The organism is Flavobacterium azooxidireducens, from assembly GCF_023195775.1.
GTDB lineage: Bacteria > Bacteroidota > Bacteroidia > Flavobacteriales > Flavobacteriaceae > Flavobacterium > Flavobacterium azooxidireducens.
The window spans coordinates 3,518,695-3,531,253 of record NZ_CP096205.1 but is presented as its reverse complement, the minus strand read 5'-3'; the positions used below and the strand labels follow the sequence as shown (position 1 = coordinate 3,531,253).

Sequence of the window (12,559 nt, the reverse complement as noted above, 5' to 3'; positions counted from 1 at the left end):
CTATTCCACTTGTTTTTCGGTCAACACTTTTTCTCTGTTTTCTTGTTCTTTCATAATTTCAGAAAGGTGTCTCTCGACTAAATTCTCTAATTCTTTTTCCGAAATATCATTCGCCTTTGGTTCATCAACTAATTTTAACCAAGGGGATTTTCCATCAAAATCATATTCACCAAAAACTAATACAGGAATTCCTTTAGCTTCAACGGTATTGGCATCTTTCAAAATCCATTCGTCTGCCCAATCATACATCCATTTGGCATCGTTTTCTAACAATCGCAAGCACGAATGCGAAGCCGGATAACCGGGCAATTCATATTGATGCCAGCCCACACCTTCTGTATTTTCGATGTTGAAATTCCAACGTAAAATCCACTCATCATCCACGGTGCTTTGTACTTCTTCGCCTTTCCAGTTGGTAAAAAATAATCCTGTTGGTGTTTTATGTGCTTCTGAACCTAAACTAGACGGACCCCATTTGACCAATTCGCCGTATTCATATAAACCATAAGCTTGAATAGGATAGGAGAAGATGGCAATTTTTGGTACATCACTTAAATTTTTTATTGTGTACGGAAAAGCAGAATACGCTAAAAAATCATCATCTAATTTGTTGGGAATGATCAAAGTATCCGCTTTTTGAAGTGTATTTTTGTCAATACGATTCAATGAAACGATTGTTGTTATTTCACTACTTGAAAATTTAGATTTGAAAACTTTACGAACGGAATCATTCTTTAAAGACCAAATCGTATACGTAAAATCTTGTGGTTTGTCATATTTTCGGGTTGGTTTTGGGCGTTCAACACCGTCTTTATTTTTAGAATCTTGACAGGAAAACAATAAGGCGAATGCGAATAAGAAAATGGTATATTTAAAATATGTCTTCATTAAATTGTATTTTGGGTTTTTATGTTTTTTGACAAGATACTATTTAGAAATAAAAATAGCCTATTTATAAGGAAATTTTTAACTTTTTTAAATGAATTTGGTTGTTGAAAATGAGTTGTTTAATTGAAGAAATGATAAAAACTTACTATTTATCTTTCAATCAATGAAATTTCACTCTAATTCCCTCAAAAATAGTTTTGTATATTCAAAAAAGGTTCGTAATTTTGCACACCTTTTGGCGGAGAAGAGTTTCCATTGGGTATAAACTATTTATGTAAACAACTTCTGCTGTTTTCTATCGCTTTAAGAAACTCAAGAGAACACAGAATACAAATTTTTATTCAGAATGTCTGAAATTTTAAAAGAACAAGAAGCGTTTTTAGCAAACTTTAACTGGCATAACTTCCAAGAAGGAATTGATGCTGTAGATGAGAAAAACCTAAGAGAATTTGAAGAGTTAGTTGCTAAAACCTTCATTTCAACTGACAGCGACGAAGTAGTAATGGGAACTGTTGTTCGTGTTACTGATCGTGATGCTATCGTTGATATCAATGCAAAATCGGAAGGTGTTATTTCATTAAACGAATTCCGTTACAACCCAGGATTAAAAGTGGGTGACAAAGTAGAAGTTTTAATCGATGTTCGTGAAGACAGAACCGGTCAATTGGTTTTATCGCACAGAAAAGCTAGAACTATCAAGGCTTGGGACAGAGTTATTGCTGCTAATGAGTCAGGCGAAATCGTAAACGGTTTTGTGAAATGTAGAACAAAAGGAGGTATGATTGTTGATGTTTTCGGAATTGAAGCATTCTTACCGGGATCACAAATTGATGTGAAACCAATCCGTGACTACGATCAATATGTAAACAAAATGATGGAGTTTAAAGTGGTAAAAATTAATCACGAATTCAAAAACGTGGTAGTTTCTCACAAAGCTCTTATCGAAGCTGATATCGAAGTTCAGAAAAAAGAAATCATTGGTCAATTAGAAAAAGGACAAGTATTAGAAGGTGTTGTTAAAAACATTACTTCTTATGGTGTGTTTATTGATTTAGGTGGTGTTGATGGATTAATCCACATTACTGACCTTTCTTGGTCAAGAATCAATCACCCAAGCGAAGTGCTTGAATTAGATCAAAAATTAAACGTTGTAATTCTTGATTTTGATGATGAGAAAACAAGAATCCAATTAGGTTTAAAACAATTAAACGCTCACCCTTGGGATGCATTGAATGCAGACTTGAAAGTAGGTGACAAAGTGAAAGGTAAAGTAGTAGTTATCGCTGATTACGGTGCTTTCATTGAAGTTGCTGAAGGTGTTGAAGGTTTAATCCACGTTTCAGAAATGTCTTGGTCAACGCATTTACGTTCGGCTCAAGATTTTATGAAAATTGGTGATGAAGTAGAAGCTGTTGTATTAACATTAGACAGAGACGAAAGAAAAATGTCGTTAGGTATCAAACAAATGTCGCAAGATCCTTGGACTGATATCACTTCTAAATATCCTGTTGGTTCTAAACATAACGGTATCGTTAGAAACTTTACAAACTTTGGTATTTTCGTAGAATTAGAAGAAGGTATCGATGGTTTAATTTATATTTCAGATTTATCTTGGACTAAAAAAATCAAACATCCATCAGAATTCATCAATGTTGGTGAGACGTTAGATGTTGTTGTTTTAGAATTGGATGTTGACGGACGTAAATTATCTTTAGGTCACAAACAAACTACTGCAAACCCTTGGGATAAGCACGAAGATGCTTTTGCTGTAGGAACTGTTCATAACGGAACTATCGCTGAAATTGTTGACAAAGGTGCAACAGTTGATTTTGGTGATGATGTTGTTGCTTTCGTACCAACTCGTCATTTAGAAAAAGAAGATGGTAAAAAATTGAAAAAAGGTGATGCTGCTGACTTCAAAGTAATTGAATTCAATAAAGAATTTAAGAGAGTTGTTGCTTCGCACACATCCATCTTTAGAGAAGAAGAAGAGAAAAACGTGAAAGCTGCTTCAGAATCTGTTGCTGCGAATAACAACACGAACGCTCCTGCTCAAACTCTTGGAGAAAACAACCAAATTTTAGCTGACCTTAAAGCTAAAATGGAAAAAGGAGAGAAATAATATTTCTTAACTAAATATTTTAAAATCCTCTTGTGAAAGCAAGGGGATTTTTTTTTGCAATTATTTTAAACGATAAACAGTAACCAAACTAATGTTAAATCGAAAGTAATTGAAAACCAAAATTTCTTTATCAGCGTAACTTACTTTATAACTTAAAAAAGCTATTATGAAAACACAAAGAAATTTAGCAACTTTAGTAGTTGCGTTTGCAATGATGATTGGAACATCAACTTTTGCACAAACCAAAGAAAAAACGGTTCAAGTGGGTGGAGCTCCAATGTATCCGAGTAAAAACATTGTTGAAAATGCAGTGAATTCTAAAGATCATACCACATTGGTTGCAGCTGTTAAGGCAGCAGGTTTAGTTGAAACTTTACAAGGAAAAGGACCATTTACTGTTTTTGCACCAACCAATTCGGCATTTGATAAATTGCCAAAAGGAACAGTTGAAACCTTACTTAAACCGGAAAATTTAAAAACCTTACAAACAATTTTGACGTATCACGTTTTACAAGGAAAGTTTAGTGCAAAAGATATTATGTTGGCAATAAAAGACGGAAATGGAAAAGCAGAGTTTAAAACCGTGAGTGGTGGAAAATTATATGCTTCAATGAGTGGAAAAGATGTTATTTTGATGGATGAAAATGGAGGGAAATCGAAAGTTACAATTGCAGATGTAAATCAATCTAATGGCGTGATTCACGTTATTGATGCAGTTGTAACACCAAAATCATAAAAGCATGTTGATTTGATTTTTGTTTTAAATGGAAAAGACCACAATTTTTATAGTTGTGGTCTTTTTTTATTATCTCAAAACAGCTCCTAGCTCTTTTTCAAAATTTTGCTGAAGCTTGTTCATTATTTTATCAATTTGATCATCCGTCAGTGTTTTGGTTGTGTCTTGAATAACAAAACTCAATGCATACGATTTCTTTCCTTCCGGAAGATTTTTTCCTTCATACACATCAAAAAGGTTAATGTCTTTCAACAAAACTTTCTCCGTTTGACGAGCAATTGAATATAGTTTGTCAAACGTAACATTTTGATCTAATAGCAGCGACAAATCTCTGCGAACTTCAGGATATTTCGGAATATCTTGAAATTTAATTTTATTTGAAATCATTTTCAAAATCAAATTCCAATTAAAATCGGCATAAAAAACTTCTTGTTTGATGTCGAAATATTTCAAAATAGATTTCTTCACTGTACCAAATTCAACCAAAATGTCATTTCCGATGGCAATGGCTATTCCTTCGTTAAATACATCATTTGAAACCGGGACAGTTTGTGTTTTCCCAAAAGAAAGTCGAGTCAAAATGGATTGAACATATCCTTTAAATAAAAAGAAATCACTTGATTTTTGTGGAGTTGTCCAAATTTCAGCTTGACGATTACCAGTTACAAATAAAGAAAGATGTTTGCTTTCTTCATAACCGGAAGGCATTTTATGATAACTCTTACCAAATTCGAACAATTTTAAATCAGCATTTCTTCGGTTAATATTATATGAAACAGCTTCTAAACCTGAAAATAATAATGATTGACGCATCGCCGATAAATCATTGCTCAACGGATTTAGCATCATCACATTAAATTCTTCATTCAAATCTTCTGATAATTTTGCATAATCAGGAGTGGTTAACGAATTCGCCATCATCTCATGAAAACCTACCGAATTTAATTGTGAAGCGATGATGTTTTGAACTTTATAATCTTCGGTTCTTCCTGAATTGGCAACGGTTGCATTCAATTTTTTTGAAAACTGAATATTATTGTAACCATACACACGAAGAATTTCTTCAATTACATCAATTTCACGTTGCACATCCACACGATACGCAGGAATTGTTAAGCCTAAACCGGCATCGGAAACGCTATTTACCTTAATATCTAAAGAAACCAAAATCTTCTTGATGATTTCTTTTGGAATTTCCTGACCGATAATTTTATTTACTTTATTGAAGTTCAATAAAACTGTGAAATCTTCAATTTTCTTTTGATAAATATCGATGATATCCGATGTAATTTCACCACCGGCAATTTCTTTGATTAAGATAGCAGCTCTTTTCAAAGCGTATTCTGTAATTGTTGGATCGATTCCACGTTCAAATCGAAACGAAGCATCGGTGCTCAACGCATGTCTTTTAGCTGTTTTTCGAATAGAAACCGGATTAAAATAGGCACTTTCTAAAAATATGTTTGCCGTATTTTCGGTTACGCCTGAATTTTTCCCACCAAAAACACCTGCAATGCAAAGTGGACCTTTTTCATCACAAATCATTAAATCTTCTTCGTGTAAAATTCGTTCTACATCATCTAAGGTTTTGAATTTTGTTCCACTTTCAACCGTTTTTACGATAATTTTTCCGTTAATTTTGTTGGCATCAAAGGCATGAAGCGGTTGACCTAATTCGTGTAAAACATAATTAGTAGCATCTACAATATTGTTTTTTGGAGTTAAACCAATGGCTTTTAAACGATTTTGCAACCAATCCGGAGAAGGTTTCACCGTGATTCCTGAAATAGTAACACCGCAATAACGTGGGGCTAATTTGATATCTTTTACCTCTACATCAATTTTTAAAGTTCTTTTATCCACTCTAAAACTCGTTACTGAAGGCGTAATCAATTCAGGATGAACATTTTTTTGAACCAAACCTGCACGTAAATCTCGGGCTACACCCCAATGCGACATGGCATCGGCTCTGTTTGGTGTTAAACCGATTTCGAAAACTTCATCGTCTTCAATATTCATTACTTTAGAAAACAAAGTTCCTGCTTGTAATGAATCATCTAAAATCATAATTCCGTCATGATTTTCGCCAAGACCTAATTCATCTTCGGCACAAATCATTCCATGACTTTCTTGTCCGCGAATTTTTCCTTTTTTAATTTGAAATTCGTTTCCTTCTTTATCAAATAAATTCGTTCCAATAGTTGCTACAGGAACTTTTTGACCAACAGCAACATTGGGAGCACCACACACAATTTGAATTGGATTCCCATCACCTAAATCAACAGTAGTTACTTTTAAACGGTCAGCATCAGGATGTTGCACGCAGGTTTTTACTTCGCCAACCACGATTCCTTCTAAACCACCTTTTACAGATTGATATTTTTCTACAACTTCTACTTCTAAACCTAAATCGGTTAGCAACGCAGCTGTTTCTTCGGAAGAGGAATCTAATTTAATAAATTGTTTGAGCCAATTGTATGAGATACGCATTTTCTATGAGCTTTTAAAGGTGGCAAAGATAATCAATGAATTACTTTTTGCATAATTTTAAATAAAAAAGGTCACTTATTTTAGCGACCTTTTGAAAACTTTTTCTAATTATGATGCTTAGTTGATGCAATACAGAAAATAGGATAATTTTTCGCTTCCGGGAAGAATTTGTGAAACACAATTTGCAGATTTAATTTCATCAGAATCGATAGCTGTAAATTTAAAATGTGTTGACACGTAAATGCAACCATTTTTATCAAATTTCAAATCTTTTTTCTCTATTGTAAAGATATTTTCCGATTGTTGTGGTCCTGATTTGAAACTGTATGAAGGAAGTACTTCAATTTTATCATTACTTTTTGGAATTTTAGAAAAAGTTCCAAAATATAAATCAGCTTCCGAAATAGAAATGTTAGTATTTGATTTACAAATCATATAAATCGTGGTTTCATCGTGATATATAGACAATTCACCAATCGATTTAGATTGATCATCAACGATTTCATAATTCACTTCAGATTTTAAAGCAGTATCTTTTTTGGAAGAAAGTAGTGCAAGGTTCGTTTGTTCTTCGTTAAACGAATCGTCTTTACTACAATTAAGCGTCAGAAATGCAGTAAAAATTACTAGTGTAATTTTTTTCATGTTGGTTAAGTTTTTTGTGTTAGACTTGGGATCTAGTCAACTAATTGCCGGGCAAGCTTTTAGTTGATGGTGCTAAGCTAAGTGCAAGAGTTGTGATACAAAAATAAAATCGTTCAAAAACACACTTTTCTCGTTAAGTAACTCAAAATTAGTTTAATTATTATGATCTAAAGGATTTCTTCTACGTGTTTTTTGATATTGGATGCGATTTTTTCTATAGGAAGATCGTTCGCATCAAAACCAAATGGATCTTCAATTTCTTCGGCAATTAATTCTAAACTTGCTAATACATAAAATATAAAAATAACTACCGGAATGGAATAATACCCTAAGCTGAAAACATAACCAAACGGTAAAGTCATGACATAGAAAAAGATAAATTTTTTGATAAAAGCACTGTAGGAATAGGGGATAGGAGTGTTTTTGATACGTTCACAAGCTCCACAAATTTCTGTAAACGACTGAACTTCGCTGTTTAATATAATAAGTTGATCACCGGAAATTTTTTTCTGTTCATACAAATCATTTACTTTTTGAAATAGCATTTTTGCCACTTGATTGGGTTTATGTTTGTGATGATCAATTTCTAAATCAACATTTCCATAGAGTTGTTTGCTGGTTTCTTCGTCTGTTAAGTGTTTACTCAAAATGGATGCATAACCCGGAATCAATTTTCTAAAAAATTCACGATCACTTTCTTCTTTTAAAATTACTCGAAGTTTAATGGCTAAATTTCGACTGTTATTCACAAGTCCGCCCCAAAGTTTTCTACCTTCCCACCAGCGATCATACGCTGTATTTGTTCTGAAAACCAACAATAATGAAATCACAAATCCCAACATATTGTGCATGATGGTGATGTTGCTCAAATGACTTTTTTCAGACATTTTCCAATATTCTAATTCCAAATAACCAACACTAAAAGTATATAGTCCGATAAAAATCATCATCGGAATCAATTGTCGAAATGTATCAGATTTATGAAATTTGAAAATAAAAGTAATCCAGTCTTTCGGGTTGTATTGAACCATTTGTTTCGGTAATGAGTTAAGAGTTAAGAGTAACGGGTGATTGGTTTGAAAGTGTAAATGTAGAGAAGAAATTTTAATTTTTGATTGAGGAGAATAAATTTTCAATTTTAAGCTCCCAACTCCCAACTGTAAACTAACTAATATAATTCCAAATATTCTTCTTCTTACTCATTTCCATAAAAACCATTCGCAACGTTTGGTGTTCCGGTAAGGTCATTGAAGCATCTTTTTTCAATAATTTGATGGCTTCGTGGCGAGCAATTTGTAAAATATCTCGGTCGCGAACTAAATCAGCGATTTGTAAATTCAACACGCCACTTTGTTGCGTTCCCATAATATCGCCGGGTCCGCGAAGTTTTAAATCTACTTCGGCAATTTCAAATCCGTCGTTAGTGCGACACATCGTTTCTAAACGGATTTTGGAATCATCACTCAGTTTGTGACTCGTCATTAAAACGCAATAACTTTGTTCAGCACCACGTCCCACACGACCTCGTAACTGGTGCAACTGAGATAAGCCAAATCGTTCAGCACTTTCAATGACCATTACGCTCGCATTGGGAACATTTACACCGACTTCAATAACTGTTGTGGCGACCATAATATTGGTTTTTCCGGCAGCAAAACGTCGCATTTCTTCTTCTTTGTCTGCCGCTTTCATTTGTCCGTGAACGATGGAAACGCTGTACTGTGGCAATGGAAAATCCCTTGAAATACTTTCATAACCATCCATCAAATCTTTGTAATCTAATTTTTCACTTTCATTAATCAACGGATAAACAATATAAATTTGGCGACCTTTTGCAATTTCATCTTTCAAAAATTTCCACACTTTCAATCGGTTCGAATCATAACGATGCACGGTTTGAATGGGTTTTCGTCCCGGAGGTAGCTCATCAATCACAGAAATATCCAAATCGCCATACAAACTCATCGCTAATGTTCTCGGAATTGGAGTTGCTGTCATCACCAAAACATGTGGCGGAATATCATTTTTCTTCCATAATTTCGAGCGTTGTTCCACTCCAAAACGATGTTGCTCATCAATAATCGCTAAACCTAAATTTTGAAATTGAACTTTATCTTCCAGCAAAGCATGTGTTCCAATAATAATGTGTAATTCACCATTTTCTAACGCATCATGAATAATTTTTCGTTCTGAAGTTTTAGTTGAACCGGTGAGTAATTTTATATTGATATTCAAGTTTTTAGCTAACTCCGTTAAACCATTAAAATGTTGTGTAGCCAAGATTTCCGTGGGAGCCATCAAACAACTCTGAAAACCATTGTCTAACGCCATGAGCATACACATTAAAGCCACAATCGTTTTTCCCGAACCTACATCACCTTGCAATAATCGGTTCATTTGAGCATTGCTTCCTAAGTCATTTCGAATTTCTTTCAGCACACGTTTTTGAGCATTCGTCAATTCAAAAGGCAAATGATTTTGATAAAAAATATTAAAATAATCACCCACTTTTCCAAACGGATGACCTTTGATTTTATGTTTTCGAATGAGGTTTTTGGTGATTAATTGTAATTGAATAAAAAACAATTCTTCAAACTTCAAACGAAATTGAGCTTTTGCCAACAATTCCTGACTTTTTGGAAAATGAATATTAAACAACGCTGCATTCTTCGGAATCAACTTTAATTCATCCAACAAATAGGAGGGAAGGGTTTCTGTAAAACGAGCTTGTGTTTCCACAAACAATTGCTGCATCATCTTGTTAATAGTGCGATTGGAAATGCCTCTTTGCGTCAATTTTTCAGTAGAAGGATAAACAGGTTGCATCGCCGAACGCAGACTTTGTTTGTGCTCTTCCAACAATTCTAATTCCGGATGAGCCATATTGAATATGTTGGAAAAGGAAGCTACTTTACCAAAAGCGACATAGACGGAATTGAGTTTTAAACTTTCACGAATCCATTTCTGACCTTGAAACCAGACCAATTCCATTTCCCCTGTGTCATCTACAAACGTGGCAACTAATCGACCTCGTCCTTTTTTTTGTTCAATTGTTTTGATGTGAATGATTTTTCCAACGATTTGAACTTCAGTATTTCCTGCTTGTAATTCATTGATTTTGTAATAACGCGTTCGGTCGATATACCGATTGGGAAACAACGTCAACAAATCACCATACCGATGAATGCTGAGTTCTTTCCGTAGCATTTCACCGCGAGAAGGACCAACACCTTTTAGGTATTCGATTGGAGTTTGCAGAATATCATTCATTTCAAAGCGAAGATAGTTTTTTGTGGTGGAATTTGAAAGATGAAATAGTTTCAATTATCAATACTTGAAATTTGTAGTTTTAATTCTACTGAAAAACGAGAGAATTGTTGATAATTTCACATAAAAATCATATGAAATGTTAAAATATCTTCTTAATTTTATATTTCAATAATTTTTAAAACAATTAACATGGGATCATTTGTAATTAGTAAAAGAAAAAATGGAGAATTTCAATTTGTATTAAAAGCCGGAAATGGTCAAGTAATTTTGGCGAGTGAAGGATATACAACAAAAGCTGCATGTGAAAACGGAATTGAATCGGTTAGAAAAAACTCTCAAGACGATAAACGTTTTGATCGTTTAGAATCAAAAAATGGAAAACCATATTTTAACTTAAAAGCAACAAACGGACAAATCATTGGCAACAGCGAAATGTATGAATCAGTTGCAGCTCGTGAAAACGGAATTGCTTCTGTGACAAAAAATGCTCCTGATGCTGATGTAAAAGAAGATTTAGAATAACCACCGTACATACTATAGCAACCAAGCCTTGAGAAATCTCAGGGCTTCTTTATTTTAAGCTTTGATAGAGTGAAAATATTCCAATAATTAGAATCAGAAATAGTGAAATTCGTTTGAAATAATCTTGTGAAATATATTTTAAAATTTTTTGACCAATCCAACTACCAACAAATCCGATGATGAATAGAAACGGAATATATATCAATATGTCTTTAGTAATATATCCGTTGCTGTAATAAACAAAAGTTCGTGATAAATCAATCATCATATCAATTGCTGCCGATGTTGCTACAAAAACGCTTTTTTCTAAATTAAAAGCAGCCATTGTTAATCCTCGAATAGCTCCACCGGTTCCAATTAAACCGGCTGAAAATCCTGAAAGAGCACCTCCCAGAACAGTTTGTTTGAATTTTGCCGGGATGACAAGTTTGTCTTTAATCAAAAACAATAAACTAAGAGCGATTAGAAAAATACCTAATGCAATTTCTAAAATTTGACTTTCAAAAAATTTACTTAAAAAGCCTCCAATAATCACGAAAATTACAGACGGAATTCCAATTTGAAGTATTAATTTTTTGTTTAATCCTTTTCTAAACAAATATATTTTTGATAAGTTACTCGACAAATGGAAAATCGCTGTGATTCCTAAAACGGTATGAAAATCAAAGAAAATGTTTGCAAAAGGCACAAAAAATACGGAAGAGCCAAAACCGCCAATGGTTCCGATGATTTCTGCAATTAGTGTAAGCAATAAAAACCAAAGGGTTTTGTCAATTTCCATGATGCTGAATATCTACTTAAAGGTACAAAAAAAACGCAAAATTGCTTTTGCGTTTTTTAGTTATTTTGATAAAAAACTATTTTCCGTCTTTATCCACTTTTGGTCTTTCATCGGCATTGGCTAATTCCCAAGCTACTGCAAAAGCCAATTTAGTTCTTTTGGCTAGCAATGGATAATCAATTTTATCAGGTGTATCAGTTGCTTTGTGATAATCATCATGAACTCCGTTGAAATAAAAAATAGCAGGAATTCCTTTTTTGGCAAAATTATAATGGTCTGAACGGTAATAAAAACGATTTGGATCATTCAAATCATTGTATTTATAATCCAATTCCATTCCAATATACTTTGTGTTTGCTTCCTCTGAAATACGATGTAAATCGGTACTCAAACGATCAGAACCAATTACATATACATAATTATCGTTGTCTTCTTTTTCATAACCACGTCTTCCAATCATATCAATATTAATATTGGCAATAGTATTTGCAATTGGAAATAATGGATTTTCTGCATAAAAACGAGAACCATGTAAACCATGCTCTTCACCAGTTACATGTAAAAATAAAATAGAACGTTTTGGTCCATTACCTTCTTTTTTAGCTTTTTGAAAAGCGGCAGCAATCTCTAAAAGAGCCACAGTGCCTGAACCATCATCATCGGCACCATTATAGACCTCCCCGTTTTTCATTCCAACATGATCATAATGAGCCGAAATAACTAAAATTTCATCCGGTTTTTCAGAACCTTCAACAAATGCCCAAATATTTTCTGAATCACCTAATTTTGGACTAAATTGTTTTTTGAAAAATTCAGACGGAATTGGTTGATAAAATGTGGTAGCCCCTTTTGGAAAAGAAATTCCCATCGCTTTGTATTGATTAATCAAGTATTCGCCGGCTTTTTTCTGTCCGGGTGTTCCGGTATCTCGACCTTCCATTTCATCAGAAGCTACAATATAAAGGTGTTTGCTTAAATTTTCGGCTTTAATTTCGGTTAAATACTTTTCAGGTGAAGTTGCTTTAGCACTATTTTTATTAGAGGAACATCCCACTAACAAAAATCCCAAAACAAAAGAATTTAGAACTATTTTTTTCATTTTTTA

10 protein-coding genes are annotated in these 12,559 nt (G+C 33.6%); 3 read left to right on the top strand and 7 right to left on the bottom strand.

What is annotated here, in order from left to right; all coding sequences use genetic code 11:
- Positions 1–888, bottom strand: coding sequence for a L,D-transpeptidase (locus tag M0M57_RS15265; RefSeq protein ID WP_248433962.1), 888 nt, complete (start codon positions 886–888; stop codon positions 1–3).
- Positions 889–1,234: 346 nt separating this feature from the next.
- Here M0M57_RS15265 and rpsA point away from each other — a divergent pair, with 346 nt between their 5' ends.
- Positions 1,235–3,010, top strand: coding sequence for a 30S ribosomal protein S1 (rpsA, locus tag M0M57_RS15260; protein ID WP_248433961.1), 1,776 nt, complete (start codon positions 1,235–1,237; stop codon positions 3,008–3,010).
- Between the two features lie 166 nt (positions 3,011–3,176).
- Entirely contained in the window at positions 3,177–3,746 is a 570-nt protein-coding gene (locus tag M0M57_RS15255; protein WP_248433960.1) for a fasciclin domain-containing protein, read from the top strand.
- 69 nt (positions 3,747–3,815) lie between these two features.
- Here the strand turns inward: M0M57_RS15255 and pheT are convergent, their stop codons facing one another.
- The 4 genes from pheT to recG all read right to left on the bottom strand — a co-directional run bounded on the left by pheT (position 3,816) and on the right by recG (position 10,151).
- Positions 3,816–6,236 (bottom strand): phenylalanine--tRNA ligase subunit beta, encoded by a 2,421-nt coding sequence (pheT, locus tag M0M57_RS15250; protein ID WP_248433959.1) that lies wholly within the window; start codon positions 6,234–6,236, stop codon positions 3,816–3,818.
- A 117-nt stretch (positions 6,237–6,353) separates the two neighbouring features.
- Positions 6,354–6,881: a hypothetical protein gene (locus M0M57_RS15245; protein ID WP_248433958.1), complete on the bottom strand. Its 528-nt coding sequence runs from the start codon at positions 6,879–6,881 to the stop codon at positions 6,354–6,356.
- Between the two features lie 167 nt (positions 6,882–7,048).
- A complete protein-coding gene (locus M0M57_RS15240; RefSeq protein ID WP_248433957.1) occupies positions 7,049–7,912 on the bottom strand; it encodes a bestrophin family protein in 864 nt (287 codons plus the stop codon).
- Positions 7,913–8,045: 133 nt separating this feature from the next.
- Complete coding sequence (recG, locus tag M0M57_RS15235; RefSeq protein ID WP_248433956.1) at positions 8,046–10,151, bottom strand: ATP-dependent DNA helicase RecG; 2,106 nt, start codon at positions 10,149–10,151, stop codon at positions 8,046–8,048.
- A 189-nt stretch (positions 10,152–10,340) separates the two neighbouring features.
- Between recG and M0M57_RS15230 the strand changes: the two genes are divergently transcribed.
- Complete coding sequence (locus M0M57_RS15230; RefSeq protein ID WP_248433955.1) at positions 10,341–10,673, top strand: YegP family protein; 333 nt, start codon at positions 10,341–10,343, stop codon at positions 10,671–10,673.
- Between the two features lie 49 nt (positions 10,674–10,722).
- Here M0M57_RS15230 and M0M57_RS15225 read toward each other — a convergent pair whose 3' ends face one another.
- A complete protein-coding gene (locus M0M57_RS15225) occupies positions 10,723–11,454 on the bottom strand; it encodes a sulfite exporter TauE/SafE family protein (protein ID WP_248433954.1) in 732 nt (243 codons plus the stop codon).
- A gap of 76 nt (positions 11,455–11,530) precedes the next feature.
- The gene (locus M0M57_RS15220) at positions 11,531–12,553 is read right to left on the bottom strand and encodes a M28 family metallopeptidase (RefSeq protein WP_248433953.1); all 1,023 of its coding nucleotides are present in this window, start codon (positions 12,551–12,553) and stop codon (positions 11,531–11,533) included.
- Positions 12,554–12,559: the final 6 nt, after the last annotated feature.